Here is a 14,640-nt window from a genome sequence, read left to right on the forward strand (position 1 = left end):
AAGGGTCACACGCGCTGGTACCGACGACTTCCCACGGAAAGGAACCGCCATGTCCGACGTCTCCCGCCTGCCGGGTTCCGCCCACCACTACTGGCAGTGGCAGGCCCGTGCCGCCTGTCGGGACCTCGGCTCCAACCGGTTCTTCCACCCCGCCGGTGAGCGGGGCGAGGACCGCGAGGTACGGGACGAGGCGGCCAAGCAGGTCTGCGCCGGATGCCCGGTGCGAGCGGCCTGCCTGGAGCACGCGCTGACGACCCGCGAGCCGTTCGGGGTCTGGGGCGGCCTCACCGAGGAAGAACGCCGGGCCCTGCTTGACGACCGCACGCCGGCCCGCGTCAGGCAGTCTGCTTAGGGTCCCCCGTCCGGGCGGTCCTGGGCGCCGGGCGGCCGGGAGATCGTCCCAGCCGGGGCTACGCCGGGGCGCCGGAGGTGAAGCGGCGCAGCAGCGGGGAGAGGACCAGCACCGACTTGGTGCGCTCCACGAACGGCTCGCCCGCGATGCGCTCCAGGACCCGCTCGAAGTGGCGCATGTCGGAGGCGAAGATCTGGACGAGGGCGTCCGCGTCGCCGGTGACGGTCGACGCGGACACCACCTCGGGGTACCGCTCCAGACCTCGCCGGATGTCGTCCGGCGAGGTGTTGTGGCGACAGTAGATCTCGATGAAGCCCTCGGTCTCCCAGCCCATGGCGGCCGGGTCGACGCGGACGGTGAAGCCGGTGATGGCCCCTTCCGAGCGCAGCCGGTCCACGCGCCGCTTCACGGCGGGGGCGGAGAGCCCGACCTCGGAGCCGATGTCCGCGTAGGAGCGGCGGGCGTCCTCGGCGAGGGCGTGCACGATGCGTTCGTCGAGATCGTTCAGTCGCACTGCGGGTGGATCACTTCTCTGCCGTGGCCAATCGGGAGCGGCGGATGCCGTACAGGAAGTAGACCACGAGGCCGACGGCCATCCAGACACCGAACGCGACCCACGTGGCGCCCGGCAGGCTGTACATCATGTAGGCGCAGGCGAGGAAGCCGAGGATCGGCGTCACCGGGAACAGCGCCACCTTGAAGGTGCGGGGCATGTCGGGCTTGGTGCGGCGCAGGATGACGACGGCGACGTTGACCAGGGCGAAGGCGAAGAGCGTGCCGATGCTGGTGGCGTTCGCCAGCTCACCCAGGGGGATGAAGGCGGCCAGCGCGCCGCAGAAGAGCGAGACGATCACCACGTTGGCGCGGGGGGCACCGGTCTTGGCGTCGACCTTGGCGAAGACCTTGGGGACGAGGCCGTCGCGGGACATCGCGAAGAGGATGCGGGTCTGGCCGTAGAGCACGGCGAAGACGACGGAGGCGATGGCGACGACCGCGCCGGCGGCGAGGACGACGCCCCACACGCTGGTGCCGGTGACGTTGGTCATGATCTGGGCGAGCGCGGCCTCGGTGCCCGCGAAGTCCTGCCACGGCATGGCGCCGACGGCGACGAAGGCGACGAGGACGTAGAGGACCGTCACGATGCCCAGCGAGAGCATGATCGCGCGCGGCAGGTCCTTCTTCGGGTTCTTGGCTTCCTCACCGGCGGTGGAGGCGGCGTCGAAGCCGATGTAGGAGAAGAAGAGGGTGGAGGCGGCGGCGCTGATGCCGGTGACGCCGAGCGGGGCCAGCGGCGTGTAGTTGCCGGACTTGATGCCCATGACGCCGATGCCGATGAAGAGCACGAGCGTCACGATCTTCACGCCGACCATGATCGAGTTGATGGTGGCGCTCTCCTTGGCGCCGCGCATCAGGAAGACCATGGCGAGCAGGACCACGATCAGCGCGGGCAGGTTGATCCAGCCGCCCTCGCCCATCGGGGCGGCGATCTTCTCGGGGAGGGTGACGCCTATGGTCCCGTCGAGCAGTTCGTTGAGGTACTGGCCCCAGCCGACGGCGACGGCGGCGACGGACACCGCGTACTCCAGGACCAGGCACCAGCCGCAGATCCAGGCGATGAACTCGCCCATGGTGGCGTAGGAGTAGGAGTACGAGGATCCGGAGACCGGGACGGACCCGGCCAGCTCGGCGTACGAGAGCGCCGAGAACAGGGCGGTGAGGCCCGCGATGATGAAGGAGATCGTCACGGCCGGGCCGGCCTTGGGGGCGGCCTCGCCCAGGACGACGAAGATGCCGGTGCCCAGGGTGGCTCCGATGCTGATCATCGTCAGCTGCCACATGGTGAGCGAGCGGCGCAGGGAGCCGCCCTCACCCTGGCCGCCCTCGGCGACCAGCTGCTCGACCGGCTTGCGGCGCAGCAAAGGATGGGCAGGCTTGCTGGGCTCGGACGTGAGCGGTGGCGCCTGGCCGGTTTCGAGCACGAAAGGACTCCTTTGACACTGCGGATGGGGACTCTCAGGCGTCGACCGCAGCGGTCCGGAGCAGGAACAGGCGAGCAGGGGAGCCTGCCTGGGCATGGGGGACCGCCGAGCAGGCGGTCCGCGCCACTCCACGTACAGCGAGTGAGCCTACGAGCTGAGTGATAGCGCCCGTAATGCACCATCCTTGCACATTGCCGCACGATCGTTGCGCGGATCTGTCCCAGATGGCCCTTTGTTGCGCGCGGATGATCGATCACTGCGCAGACCGCTTTTGCACCCCCTTTCCGCGGGTTCGGCCGCACGGCGGTCGAACCCCTCCGGGCGGGGTACGAGTCGAAGCGGTTCCCGCACCCGACGACGGAGGCGATGCGTGAGAGAAGTGAGCGGCGCGGACGACGCGTGGCAGGACCCGGGCCCCTTCCTGCGCGGAGTGGCCTGGCTCGACGAGGGCCGGCCGGTGCGCGCGGACCCGGCGGACACCATGCGGCTGCCCTGGGACACCGGCGAGCGGGCCGCGCTGCCCATCGGGGTCCGGCTGGAGTTCACCCCCGGGCAGGCCCGCGCGGTCGAGATCCGCTACCGGGCGACCGTCCCCGGCCCCACCGACACGCTGCGCGACATCGCACACGGCTTCGCCCTCTGGGACCGCCACAGGGCGGTGCACGAGGTGTGGACCGAGCCGGCCGCGGAGGCCGTCGTACGAATCGACCTGCCCGGCGGCGGCGGACCGTTCACCGTCCACCCGCCCGAGGCCCAGTCGCCGCTGATACTCGGCGTGCGCGGGATCGGCGGCCCCCTGGCCCCCGCCCCGCGGACCCCGCGCTGGGTGGTGCACGGCGACTCCATCACCGAGGGCTGGTGGTCCACGCGCCCCGCCCACGGCTGGGCGGCCGTCGCCGGCCGGGAACTGGGCTGGGACACCGTCAACCTGGGCTACGCGGGCTCCGCACGCGGGGAACTGGCCACCGCCGAACAGATCGCGCGCCTCCCCGCCGACGCCCTGACGCTCGCCTTCGGCACCAACTGCTGGTCCCGGGTGCCGTTCTCCGCTCCGATGCTCTACGAGACCACCCGCGCGTTCATCGGCCTCGTCCGGCAGGGCCACCCGCAGACCCCGCTGCTGCTCCTGTCCCCCGTGCTGCGTCCCGAGGCCGAGCGCACACCCAACCGGCTCGGCGCCACCCTGGGCGCCCTGCGCGACGCCATGGAGCGCGCCGTCCGCGACCGGATCACCGCCGGGGACGGCCGCCTGGCCCTGCTGCCGGGCCGGGACCTGCTCGGACCCGAGCACCTCGCGGACGGGCTGCACCCCGACGACGAGGGACACCGGGTTCTGGGCCTCGCTGTGGTCACGGCCATGCGGCGGGCCGGGTTCGACGCGGGATAGGTGAAAGAGGACACACCGCCCCGGCTGAACAGAGCGCTCCCCCCACGACGTGTCCTGCACAAGTTGCCGACGCTCCGGCGACGGACTCGGCGGACACCACACGTGGGAGAGATCAACATGGGTATCAAGCGCGGAACTTCCCTGGCCGCGATCGCGATCGTCGTCACGATGACGGCGACCGCGTGCGGCGGCGACGACAAGGCGGCCGACACCACCAAGCCGGCCGCGGCCGCCGCCCAGGCTCCCGCCGCGGACCCCTATGGAGCCGACCCGGCAGCGGCCGGCGCCGCCGGCGCGAAGGGCGCCGGTCAGCTGGCGATCGCCGCCAACGACCAGTTGGGCCCAGTGCTCACCGACAGCGCCGGCTTCACCCTCTACCGCTTCGACAAGGACACCGCCAAGCCGCCCAAGTCCAACTGCGACGGCGACTGCGCGAAGGCCTGGCCGGCGGTCGCGGCCGGCGACGCCACGGCCGCCGCCGGCATGGACGCCGCGCTGCTCGGCGAGGTGGTGCGCACCGACGGCAGCAAGCAGCTGACGGTGGCGGGCTGGCCGGTGTACCGGTTCGCCAAGGACACCAAGGCGGGCGACACCAACGGCCAGGGCGTGGGCGGCACCTGGTTCGCGGCGGCACCGGACGGCAAGAAGGCCGCGAAGCCGGCCGCCGCGCCCGCGGGCGCCGGTCAGACGACGGGCGCGCTGACCGTGGCGAAGGACCCCAAGCTCGGTGAGCACATCGTCGACGGCAACGGGATGACGGTCTACCGGTTCAAGCCGGACACCGCCTGGCCGATGGTCTCCAAGTGCGAGGGCGACTGCGTCGCCAAATGGCCGGTGGTGCCGCCGGTGGACAAGGCGAACGCCAAGGGCATCATCGAGAAGAACTACCTGGTGCTGGACCGTCCCGACGGCAAGAAGCAGCAGACGGTGAACTGCTGGCCCGTCTACACCTTCACCGGCGACAAGAAGGCCGGTGACACCAACGGCCAGGGCGTGGGCGGCACCTGGTACGCGGTCGCCCCCGACGGCAAGCTCATCACGGCCCAGTAGGGCCCCCGCACACCACCTGACCGCGCGGCCCCGTCCTCCCCTCCCCCCGAGGACCGGGGCCGCGCACCCGTGTCGTGACACCGTTCCGCCGGGGCCGGGCGGAACCTAGACTCGGCTCCATGCTGCGCGTACTCGCCGTCGACGACGAGAAGCCCCTCCTCGAAGAACTCCTCTACCTGCTGCGCTCCGACGCGCGGGTGAGCAGCGCCGTGGGTGCCTCGGACGCCACGGAGGCCCTGCGCCGGGTCACGCGGGCGCTGGAGAGCGGCCCGGACGGGCTCCACGGCATCGACGTGGTCTTCCTCGACATCCACATGGCCGGGCTGACCGGGCTGGACGTCGCCCGGCTGCTGGCCGGGTTCGCGCGGCCCCCGCTCGTCGTGTTCGTCACCGCTCACGAGGGATTCGCCGTCCAGGCCTTCGACTTGAAGGCGGTGGACTACGTGCTCAAGCCGGTGCGGCCGGAGCGGCTGGCGGAAGCCGTCCGCCGGGCGTGCGCCCAGTTGGGCCGCCCCACGCAGCCGGAGGCCGCGGCGGACCCGGCCGTACCCGCGCAGCGCGGAGCGGCCCCCGAGGTCGCCGTCGCCGACCGGTCCACGGAGCAGATCGCCGTCGAACTGGGCGGCGTGACCCGCTTCGTGGCGATCTCCGACATCGCCTACGTCGAGGCCCAGGGCGACTACGCCCGGCTGCACACCGACGACGGCAGCCACCTGGTACGGATCCCGCTGTCGACGCTGGAGGAACGCTGGGCGGCGCGCGGCTTCGTCCGGATCCACCGCCGGCACCTGGTGGCGCTCGGCCGGATCGACGAACTGCGGCTCGACGGGGGCACCACCAGCGTCCGCGTCGGGGCGGCGGAACTCCAGGTGAGCCGCCGCCACTCGCGGGAGCTGCGCGACCTCCTGATGCGGCACGCGACCGGCTGACGGCCGGCCCCGGGCGCGCCCGCCGTCCGGCCCGCGGTGTACGGCGGCCGCCGACCGTCCGGCGCGCTCCGGTCGCCGTTCGTCGCGCCGGGACGGGCGTACGGCGATCCGCCGGGCCCGTCGGCCGCAGCGGTGGACGGCACCCGCCCCGGCCGAGCGGTCCGCGCGTATCGTGGATCTTCCGGCCCGGGAGGAGCCCGTTACATGCCCGACATCAAGGCGCTGGTGGACGCCCTCACCGGACTGCCCCGCACCCGGCCGGCCGGACCCGTCGAGGCCGAGGCCCTGCTCGCCCGGCTGCGCAGCGTGGCGGCGCGCTGGGCGGATGTGCTCTACGACGCCCAGGACGGCGCCCGGCAGCAGCTGCCGCCGCGTGCGGAGGCGGCGCTGACGCTCGCTTTCCGGCGTGCCGAAGAGTCGTACGTGGAGCTGGAGATCGCCCTGCGGGACTGCGCGGAGCACCGCGACCCGGCCGTCTGAGCTCCCCCGTCGAAGCGCCCGCCCCAGGGCGGTCTGTTCGGCCACCTTCGTGCCTGATCGTGTCTGTCGCCCGGCGTGCGGCGCTGCGTACACTCGCCGGACCCCTCTGCCTGCCGAAGGACGCGCCGGTGAACCAGACGTACGCGCTGACCGCGGTCACCGTCGTCGTCCTGGTCACCGTGCTGGTCGGCGCGCTGGGTCTGCGCATCTCCCGGACCACCTCCGACTTCTACGTGGCGTCGCGCACCGTCGGCCCCCGCCTCAACGCGGCGGCGATCAGCGGCGAGTACCTCTCCGCCGCCTCCTTCCTCGGGATCGCGGGGCTCGTGCTGCTCCAGGGGCCCGAGATGCTCTGGTACCCGGTGGGGTACACGGCCGGGTACCTGGTGCTGCTGGTCCTGGTGGCGGCCCCGTTGCGGCGCTCGGGCGCGTACACGCTGCCGGACTTCGCCGAGGCCCGGCTGGAGTCGCGGGCCGTGCGGCGGATCGCGGTGCTGTTCGTGGTGGGCGTCGGCTGGTTGTACCTGTTGCCCCAACTGCAAGGGGCCGGGCTGACGTTGAAGATCCTGACCGGGGCTCCGCACTGGGTGGGGGGCGTCGTCGTCGCCACCGTGGTCACGGCGGCCGTGGGGGCGGGCGGGATGCGCAGCATCACCTTCGTGCAGGCCTTCCAGTACTGGCTCAAGTTCACCGCCCTGCTGGTCCCGGCGTTCTTCCTGATCGGCGCCTGGGCCGGGGACGGGGCGCCGCGGGCCACCTTCGACGCCCCGGCGGTGTTCCGCGAGCACACCGCCGTCACCGCCGCCCAGGACCTGCGGATCTCGCTGGGCGAGCCGCTCACGCTGACGGTGACGGGGCAGGTGGACGGCCGCTCGTACACGGCTCAGCCCGTGACCCTGGCCGCCGGGCAGCACACCGTACGGGCCCACGCGCTGCTCCGGTTCACCCCGGACAGCGTGGTGCCGGACGCCCGGGCGGAGGCGGGGCTGGGCGCGTCCAGCTGGTCGGAGCCGCTGTCCGGGAACCGTCACGGGCACCAGCTGTACGCCACGTACGGGCTGGTCCTGGCCACGTTCCTCGGCACGATGGGGCTGCCGCACGTCGCGGTGCGGTTCTACACCAGCCCCGACGGCCGGACCGCCCGCCGCACCACGCTGGTGGTGCTCGGTCTCGTCGGGGTGTTCTACCTGCTGCCGCCGGTGTACGGGGCGCTGGGCCGGATCTACGCGCCCGAGCTGGCCCTGACCGGGGACGCCGACGCCGCGGTGCTGGTCCTACCGGGGCGGATGCTGGGCGGCCTGCTCGGGGAGCTGCTGGGGGCGCTGCTGGCCGGGGGTGCCTTCGCGGCGTTCCTGTCCACGGCCTCCGGGCTGACGATGGCGGTGGCGGGGGTGCTGCACCAGGACGTGCTGCCGGGGCGCCGGGTGCGGACGTTCCGGTTCGCGGTGGTGGTGGCGATGCTGGTGCCGCTGGTGGGGGCGGTGGCTTCGTCGGACGTGCCCGTGGCGGACGCGGTGGGGCTGGCCTTCGCGGTGTCGGCGTCGTCCTTCTGCCCCCTGCTGGTGCTGGGCATCTGGTGGCGCGGGCTGACCCCGCCGGGCGCGGTGGCGGGGCTGGTCACGGGCGGCGGGGCGGCGCTCGGCGCGGTGGTGGCGACCCGGGGCGGCCTCGTACCGGCGGGCTGGACGCACACCCTGCTGGCGTGGCCGGCGGTGTGGTCGGTTCCGCTCGGGTTCCTGACGATGGTGACGGTGTCCCTGGCGACCCGTTCCCGCATCCCGGCCGGGACGGCCGCGACCCTGGCCCGGCTGCACCTGCCGGAGGACGTCGTCGGCGACCGGAGCGGGGGCGCGCGGTGGACGGGTCGGTGACGCAGGGGCTGACAGGGGCGGTGCCGGCGGCGGTCGCCCTGCTGGCGGCGGCCGCGCTGCTGGCCCTCGGCTGGGCGGGCGGCAGGTGGCAGGCCCGGCGCGGGGAGCGGGCCGCGGGGCTGGACCTGGGTACCCCCGTCGAGCGGGCCACCTTCCACACGTTGCACACCGCTTCGCTGGCCGCTCCCCCGCTGCGCGCGGGGCTGACGGAGGACGCCGCCCGCAAGGCCGCGCGGCGGCTGCGGTCGCTCCTCGGTACCGAGGCGCTGTGCCTCACGGACCGGGAGGCGGTGCTGGCCTGGGACGGGCCGGGCGGCGACCACCACCAGCGGCGGGCGATGGCCCGGGTGGCGCTGATGCTGGAGTCGGGGCGCAGCATGAGCCTGCGCACGGACTGCCAGCGGCCCGACTGCCCCCTCAAGTGGGCGGTGTTCGCCCCGCTGACCGGTGAGGACGGGGTGCTGGGCGCGCTCGTCGCGTACGGTTCGCGGGAGTCGGCGGTGCTGGTGCGCGCCGCGACGGAGGTGGCGCGCTGGGTGTCGGTCCAGCTGGAGCTCTCGGAGCTGGACCGGTCGCGGACCCGGCTGATGGAGGCGGAGATCAAGGCGCTGCGGGCGCAGATCTCCCCGCACTTCATCTTCAACTCCCTGGCCGCGATCGCCTCGTTCGTGCGTACCGACCCGGAGCGGGCGCGGGACCTGCTGCTGGAGTTCGCCGACTTCACGCGGTACTCGTTTCGGCGGCACGGGGATTTCACCACGCTCGCCGAGGAGTTGCGTTCCATCGAGCAGTACCTGGCCCTGGCCGGGGCCCGGTTCGGCGACCGGCTGACGGTGACCTTGCAGGTGGCGCCGGAGGTACTGCCGGTGACGCTGCCGTTCCTGTGTCTCCAGCCGCTGGTGGAGAACGCGGTCAAGCACGGGCTGGAGGACTCCACCGCCCGGTGCAAGATCACCATCGCCGCCCGGGACGCCGGTTCGGAGGCGGTGCTGACCATCGAGGACAACGGCGTCGGGATGGATCCGGCCCTGCTCCGCCGCATCCTGGCCGGTGAACGAACGGGCTCCTCGTCCGGGGTGGGGCTGCCGAACGTGGACGAGCGGATGCGGCAGGTGTACGGGGACGACTACGGGCTCGTCATCGAGACGGGCGTCGGCGCCGGGATGAAGGTCACGGTGCGGATCCCCAAATACCGGCCCGGCGTCCACCCTGCGGGCCCCGGGGCACCGCGCCACCGCGCCTGAGCGCCGTATTGCCCGTGGCCCCGCCCCCGTCCGGGCGGACGGGGGCGGGGCCACAGGGGTGGGGCGGGTCAGCTCCAGCTGGCGTGCAGGGGCTTGCCCTCCGCGTAGCCGGCCGCCGACTGGACGCCGATCACGGCCTTCTCCTCGAACTCGGCGAGCGAGCCCGCGCCCGCGTACGTGCAGGACGACCGCACGCCCGCGATGATCGAGTCGATCAGGTCCTCGACGCCGGGCCGCGCCGGGTCCAGGAACATCCGCGAAGTGGAGATGCCCTCCTCGAACAGGCCCTTGCGCGCCCGGTCGTACGCCGACTCCTCCGAGGTGCGGTTCTGCACGGCACGCGCGGACGCCATGCCGAACGACTCCTTGTAGAACCGGCCGTCGGCGGACTGCTGGAGGTCGCCCGGGGACTCGTACGTCCCGGCGAACCAGGAGCCGATCATCACGTTGGACGCGCCTGCCGCCAGCGCCATCGCCACGTCGCGCGGGTGCCGGACGCCGCCGTCGGCCCAGACGTGCTTGCCGTACTTCTTGGCCTCCGCAGCACACTCCAGCACGGCGGAGAACTGCGGGCGGCCCACGCCGGTCATCATGCGGGTGGTGCACATGGCACCGGGGCCCACACCGACCTTGATGATGTCCGCGCCGGCGTCGATCAGGTCCTTGACGCCCTCGGCGGCGACGATGTTGCCCGCCACGATCGGGACGTGCGGGTCCAGCGCGCGGACGGCCTTGATCGCGCTGATCATCGACTCCTGGTGGCCGTGGGCCGTGTCGATGACCAACGTGTCCACGCCCGCGTCGAGCAGCTGCTTGGCCTTGCCGACGAAGTCGCCGTTGATGCCGACGGCGGCGGCGATGCGCAGCTTGCCGTTGGCGTCGGTCGCCGGGGTGTAGAGGGTCGCGCGCAGGGCGCCCTTGCGGGTCAGGATGCCGACGAGCCTGCCGTCCTTGTCGACGGCGGGGGCCAGCTTGCGGTGGCCGGCGTCGAGCTTGTTGAAGGCCTCGCGGGGGTCGATGTCCGCGTCGACGAGCAGCAGCTCCTTCGACATGACCTCGGAGAGCTGGGTGAAACGGTCCACGCCGGTCAGGTCGTGCTCGGTGACGACACCGACGGGCCGGTTGTCGGCGTCGACGACGATTCCGGCGCCGTGGGCCCGCTTGGGCAGCAGCGACAGGGCGTCGGCGACGGTCTGGGTGGGTGCCAGGGTGATGGGGGTGTCCAGCACGAGGTGGCGGGTCTTGACCCAGGAGATGACGTCGGTGACGACCTCGATCGGGATGTCCTGCGGGATGACGACGATGCCGCCGCGGCGGGCGACGGTCTCGGCCATCCGGCGTCCCGCGATGGCGGTCATGTTGGCCACGACGAGCGGAATGGTGGTGCCGGTGCCGTCGGGCGAGGAGAGGTCGACGCCCTGACGGGAACCGACCGCGGACCGGCTCGGCACCATGAAAACGTCGTCGTACGTCAGGTCGTACGGCGGCTTCTGGTCATTGAGGAAACGCACGTGCTGAACATCCCAGTCGATCGGAGTTGGCCCTCGACGGGTCAGCCGAGGAAACGCACGTACTTCATTCTCCCATGGCCCGGTGTTTATGCAGCCCGGTCCGATCCTCCAGGACATACCGGGCCCCTGTGGTCTGTTCCTACGGAACCCCGTCCCGGCAAGCGAGCGGGGTGCACCGTACGGGCGGATTCCGGGAGGGCGGGGACCTCGGTGCCGGGTCCGCCAGGTCATCGCGCGTGTGCGGGCACGGTCCGGCCCGGCCGCGCGTGCACCGGGCCGGGCCGGCCGGCGAGGGGGCTCGTGGTTCCGCCGTGCCGGACGGCGGTGAACTCGGCGGCGATGGCCAGGGCCGTCTCCTCGGGGGTGCCGCCGCCCAGGTCCAGGCCGATGGGTGAACGCAGCCGGGCCAGCGCGGCCTCCGGCAGGCCCTCCTCCCGCAGCCGGGCCGCCCGCTCGGTGTGGGTGCGCCGCGACCCCATGGCCCCCACGTACGCCAGCGGCAGCCGCAGGGCCAGGGACAGCAGCGGTACGTCGAACTTCGCGTCGTGGGTCAGGACGCAGACTGCGGTACGGGCGTCGAGCCGGCCCGCCTCCCATTCGGCGGCGAGGTGGCGGTGGGGCCACTCCACGACGACCTCGTCGGCGCCGGGGAAGCGGGCCGGGGTGGCGAAGACGGCCCGGGCGTCGCAGACGGTGACCCGGTGCCCCAGGAAAGCGCCGATCCGCGCCAGGGCGGCGGCGAAGTCGATGGCCCCGTAGACGATCAGCCGGGGCGTTTCCGCGGCCGACTCGACCAGCAGGGTCAGGGGCGCCCCGCACAGGCCGCCGGCGGTGCCCAGCTCGGCGGTGCCGGTCCGCCCGGCGAGCAGCAGGTCCCGCACCCGTTCGGCGGCGGCCCGGTCCAGGGCGGCTCCACCGTCCAGGTGGCCCTCGTAGGAGCCGTCCGCGTGGACGGCCAGCGCCCGGCCGCGTTGCCGGGGCGGCCCGGCGACCACCCGGGCGAACGCGGTGCGCGTGCCGGCCCCGGCGCGGTCGAGCACCGTGCGCAGGACGGGCCGCACGGGGTCGTGCCCGCGCACCGGGGTGATCAGCACGTCCAGGACTCCGCCGCAGGTCAGCCCTACCGCGAAGGCGTCGTCGTCGCTGTACCCGAAGCGGTGGACGCCCCCTTCCCCGGTGGCGATCGCCTCCAGGCACAGCTCGTGGACGGCGGACTCGACGCAGCCCCCGGACAGGGAGCCGAGGGCGGTGCCCCGGGCGTCGACGGCCAGTGAGGCACCGGGCCCGCGCGGCGCGCTGCCGCTGACGGCGACCACGGTGGCCAGCGCGAACTCGCGCCGCTCGGCGCACCAGGTGCGGAGTTCCCCCGCGATGTCCAGCATCAGCGTATGTATTCGCGGCGGGCGGTCTGCCCCGGTATGAGCGGCCTCGGCGGCAGGACGGCCGCCGGGCGGGGCCGGGTCGGTCCCCGGTAGGGCAGGGCGGCGGCGGTGTCCGGGAGGCGGGCGCCGGCGCTGCCGAGGAGCCGGGCGGCGTGGGCGACGCTGGCGAGGGTGGCGTGGTGGTGCCAGCCGCGGAAGGAGCGGCCCTCGAAGTCGCGGATCCCGACGGGTTCGCAGGTCTCGGCGAAGTCCAGGGAGACCCGGTCGGTGAGCTTGGCCAGCAGGAAGAGCTGGGCGAGCGGCCGGTCCCCGATGTTGGTGATCCAGAACTCCGACGGCAGCAGGGCGGTCTCCGTCCAGGCCCCGACGAGCAGCAGCGGGGTGGGAGGTGCGGGGGCGGGCCGGTCCTCGCTGGGGGTGGCGAGGATGGAGGCCGAGGTCAGCAGCGTCACCGCACCCTCGGCGCGGCCGTGGCGGGTCCATTCGACGACCCGGCGCTGGGAGCGCAGGGAGTCGATGAGCTCACGGGCGGGGGCGGTGTGCGGTCCGGGCTTGTGGCGTCCGGACCCGCCGAAGGAGACGGGCAGCGAGCCGTCGACCTTGAAGACGAAGGGGATGTCCTGGAGCGCGAAGGACTCGATGCACTGCGGGAGGTCGCTGTTGGAGACCTCCATCACCACCGGGCGCCGCTGGAGCTGCCAGGTGGCGGCCATGCGCTGGACGGCGTGCACGGCGTCCTGGGCGGGGGTGAGCGAGCGCGCCGTGTCGGGGATGCCGGCCCGGCGCCGGCGCAGCAGTTCACTGGTCCAGGGCCCGGGGAGGGTGAGGGTCCATTCGACCGGGAAGCTGGCCTCGCTGGAGGCGAGCCAGATACCGCCGGCCTGCTGACAGTTGGCGGTGCGGCCGAGCTGGGGCACGAACTGGCGGCCCACACCGACGGAGCGGTCGCCGGCCTTCTCGATGACCATCGGCTGCACCACCCAGGCCAGCGGCCGCTGGGCGGTGCGTTCGATGTGCTGGGCGAGGGACCGGCGTACGGGGGTCCAGTCCCACGGGGACTTGCTGATGAACTGCTGGAGGCTCTGTTCGACGGAACTGGCGCCGGTCCCGGCGAGGTTGCGGATCGTTTTCTTCCCGTTGGTCCGCACGAGTCCGTTGAGATAAACGCGGGCCCAGTTTCGCTGGTCCCGCCGGGGTAATGACTCGAAGAACAATGAAATCAGGACATCGATCAACTCGGAGATTTCCTGTGCGGAATCCTCCGGCAGGACTACGCGAGCCATCTGGGCCTCCCCCGCGACCAGCTAGATCCAATACCCTACTTGACCGCGCAGAACGGCCGTAGGCCAGGGCGGCTACTTCCTGAGGTCGCCGGCAGTTGCGAGCCGCTCTTCCTCTACCACGAGTGGGATCGGGATCTGGTTCGCCGCATAGTAGAGCGCGATCAGGAAGTGTGCGACGAGAGTGAGCGGTGCGGAGAAAAAGGACAGGAGCACCGTCATGGGGTACGCGACCGCCCCCAGGCCGAACCGCATTCGGGTCGCCCGGGCACCTTCTTTGTCCACCCGTTCGTGGAAGAGGTGGCCGACCCGCGTGACGTACCACCAGAAGGCGAGGAAGGCCAGGGCGTAGGCCACGGTGACCGAACTGTAGAGGATCGCCGCCGCGTTGGCCGATCCGCCTTCCTCCATGAGGTGTTCGGCGAGCACGGTGGTGGTGTACGGGATCACCGACACCACCATCAGCACCAGGAGATTCAGGAACAACAGCGGACGGTCGACCCGCTTGAGGTGACTGAAGATGGTGTGGTGGTTCACCCACATCACGCCGATGATGAGGAAGCTCACCACATAGGCGGCGTAATGGGGCCACTGCTCCCACACCCCGCTCCAGAACTCCGATCCCGTTTCTTTCGGAACTTTGAGTTCCAGAACAAGAATGGTGATGACGATGGCGAACACGCCGTCACTGAATGCCTCGACGCGACCGGTTTCGCGTTCCATTGACTCCCCTTTGTCACTCGTTCCGCGCATGCGGGGAGAGCGCTGCCCCCGCCCTCCCCGCACACGCTACCCAGTTCTCGGGGTTCAGCTGCCGAACCCGGCGGTCTGACGCCAGATCCGGCCATCGCGGACCACAAGTGTCCCGAACGCGTGCTCCGGCTGACCGTTCAGGTTCATGATCGCGCGGTAGAAGATCGTGTCCTCGGTCTCGATGTACTCCTGGAGTTCGACCAGCGTGGGCTTGACCGAGAGGTAGCCGGTGAACGTCTCGCGAACGGCCTCGATGCCCACCGAAGCCCCCTCGAAGCGCACGAGCACCGCGTCGTCCGTGTAGTTCTTCATGACCGCCTCGATGTCGAGGGCGGCGAGCGCCTCCATCTGGCGGACGAAAACAGGGTGCAGCTTGGAGATGTCGTACGTGGCCATGTTCGACTCCACTCTGTGGGCTGGTG

General features: G+C 72.3%; 14 protein-coding genes. 7 read left to right on the forward strand and 7 right to left on the reverse strand.

The genetic code is table 11. The annotated features are described in order from the left end of the window. Positions 1 to 49 precede the first annotated feature (49 nt). Positions 50 to 352 (forward strand): WhiB family transcriptional regulator, encoded by a 303-nt coding sequence (locus tag IE207_RS28000; protein ID WP_190187100.1) that lies wholly within the window; start codon positions 50 to 52, stop codon positions 350 to 352. A gap of 58 nt (positions 353 to 410) precedes the next feature. Here IE207_RS28000 and IE207_RS28005 read toward each other — a convergent pair whose 3' ends face one another. Then, the gene (locus IE207_RS28005; protein WP_190187101.1) at positions 411 to 866 is read right to left on the reverse strand and encodes an Lrp/AsnC family transcriptional regulator; all 456 of its coding nucleotides are present in this window, start codon (positions 864 to 866) and stop codon (positions 411 to 413) included. A 10-nt stretch (positions 867 to 876) separates the two neighbouring features. Then, positions 877 to 2,331, reverse strand: coding sequence for an amino acid transporter (locus IE207_RS28010; RefSeq protein ID WP_190187102.1), 1,455 nt, complete (start codon positions 2,329 to 2,331; stop codon positions 877 to 879). A gap of 370 nt (positions 2,332 to 2,701) precedes the next feature. On the opposite strand from IE207_RS28010, the gene IE207_RS28015 reads away from it, so the two are divergent. The 6 genes from IE207_RS28015 (at position 2,702) to IE207_RS28040 (ending at position 9,292) form a co-directional block, all read left to right on the forward strand. Next, entirely contained in the window at positions 2,702 to 3,718 is a 1,017-nt protein-coding gene (locus tag IE207_RS28015; protein WP_190187103.1) for a GDSL-type esterase/lipase family protein, read from the forward strand. A gap of 117 nt (positions 3,719 to 3,835) precedes the next feature. Beyond that, complete coding sequence (locus IE207_RS28020; protein WP_190187104.1) at positions 3,836 to 4,768, forward strand: SCO0930 family lipoprotein; 933 nt, start codon at positions 3,836 to 3,838, stop codon at positions 4,766 to 4,768. Between the two features lie 119 nt (positions 4,769 to 4,887). Further along, a complete protein-coding gene (locus IE207_RS28025; protein WP_190187105.1) occupies positions 4,888 to 5,697 on the forward strand; it encodes a LytR/AlgR family response regulator transcription factor in 810 nt (269 codons plus the stop codon). A 204-nt stretch (positions 5,698 to 5,901) separates the two neighbouring features. Further along, the gene (locus tag IE207_RS28030) at positions 5,902 to 6,177 is read left to right on the forward strand and encodes a hypothetical protein (protein ID WP_190187106.1); all 276 of its coding nucleotides are present in this window, start codon (positions 5,902 to 5,904) and stop codon (positions 6,175 to 6,177) included. A 128-nt stretch (positions 6,178 to 6,305) separates the two neighbouring features. Then, entirely contained in the window at positions 6,306 to 8,048 is a 1,743-nt protein-coding gene (locus IE207_RS28035) for a sodium/solute symporter (RefSeq protein WP_190187107.1), read from the forward strand. After that, positions 8,045 to 9,292 carry a sensor histidine kinase gene (locus tag IE207_RS28040; RefSeq protein WP_373304779.1) on the forward strand — a complete coding sequence of 416 codons (1,248 nt, stop codon included), beginning with the start codon at positions 8,045 to 8,047 and terminating at the stop codon, positions 9,290 to 9,292. Before IE207_RS28035 ends, IE207_RS28040 begins: the two co-directional genes overlap by 4 nt. 68 nt (positions 9,293 to 9,360) lie before the next feature. On the opposite strand, the gene IE207_RS28045 is transcribed toward IE207_RS28040, so the two are convergent. The 5 genes from IE207_RS28045 to IE207_RS28065 all read right to left on the reverse strand — a co-directional run bounded on the left by IE207_RS28045 (position 9,361) and on the right by IE207_RS28065 (position 14,614). Continuing rightward, the gene (locus IE207_RS28045) at positions 9,361 to 10,803 is read right to left on the reverse strand and encodes a GuaB1 family IMP dehydrogenase-related protein (RefSeq protein ID WP_190187108.1); all 1,443 of its coding nucleotides are present in this window, start codon (positions 10,801 to 10,803) and stop codon (positions 9,361 to 9,363) included. A gap of 227 nt (positions 10,804 to 11,030) precedes the next feature. Continuing rightward, on the reverse strand, positions 11,031 to 12,185 hold the full coding sequence (locus IE207_RS28050) for an XdhC family protein (protein ID WP_190187109.1): 1,155 nt from the start codon (positions 12,183 to 12,185) through the stop codon (positions 11,031 to 11,033). Further along, positions 12,185 to 13,468 carry an IS701 family transposase gene (locus tag IE207_RS28055; RefSeq protein WP_190187110.1) on the reverse strand — a complete coding sequence of 428 codons (1,284 nt, stop codon included), beginning with the start codon at positions 13,466 to 13,468 and terminating at the stop codon, positions 12,185 to 12,187. The genes IE207_RS28050 and IE207_RS28055 overlap by 1 nt, the downstream gene beginning before the upstream one ends. Positions 13,469 to 13,540: 72 nt before the next feature. After that, positions 13,541 to 14,188 (reverse strand): TMEM175 family protein, encoded by a 648-nt coding sequence (locus tag IE207_RS28060; RefSeq protein WP_190187111.1) that lies wholly within the window; start codon positions 14,186 to 14,188, stop codon positions 13,541 to 13,543. 84 nt (positions 14,189 to 14,272) lie between these two features. After that, on the reverse strand, positions 14,273 to 14,614 hold the full coding sequence (locus tag IE207_RS28065; protein WP_190187112.1) for a nuclear transport factor 2 family protein: 342 nt from the start codon (positions 14,612 to 14,614) through the stop codon (positions 14,273 to 14,275). Positions 14,615 to 14,640: the final 26 nt, after the last annotated feature.

Origin of the sequence: Streptomyces cirratus, assembly GCF_014650775.1 — a bacterium.
Classification (GTDB): Bacteria; Actinomycetota; Actinomycetes; order Streptomycetales; family Streptomycetaceae; genus Streptomyces; species Streptomyces cirratus.

What these genes read in the sequence shown, in the direction of transcription:
- IE207_RS28000 (WP_190187100.1), top strand. Translation starts at nt 50, where the DNA reads ATGTCCGACGTCTCCCGCCTGCCGGGTTCCGCCCACCACTACTGGCAG.
- IE207_RS28020 (WP_190187104.1), top strand. Translation starts at nt 3,836, where the DNA reads ATGGGTATCAAGCGCGGAACTTCCCTGGCCGCGATCGCGATCGTCGTC.
- IE207_RS28025 (WP_190187105.1), top strand. Translation starts at nt 4,888, where the DNA reads ATGCTGCGCGTACTCGCCGTCGACGACGAGAAGCCCCTCCTCGAAGAA.
- IE207_RS28030 (WP_190187106.1), top strand. Translation starts at nt 5,902, where the DNA reads ATGCCCGACATCAAGGCGCTGGTGGACGCCCTCACCGGACTGCCCCGC.
- IE207_RS28050 (WP_190187109.1), bottom strand. Translation starts at nt 12,185, where the DNA reads ATGCTGGACATCGCGGGGGAACTCCGCACCTGGTGCGCCGAGCGGCGC.
- IE207_RS28055 (WP_190187110.1), bottom strand. Translation starts at nt 13,468, where the DNA reads ATGGCTCGCGTAGTCCTGCCGGAGGATTCCGCACAGGAAATCTCCGAG.
- IE207_RS28060 (WP_190187111.1), bottom strand. Translation starts at nt 14,188, where the DNA reads ATGGAACGCGAAACCGGTCGCGTCGAGGCATTCAGTGACGGCGTGTTC.
- IE207_RS28065 (WP_190187112.1), bottom strand. Translation starts at nt 14,614, where the DNA reads ATGGCCACGTACGACATCTCCAAGCTGCACCCTGTTTTCGTCCGCCAG.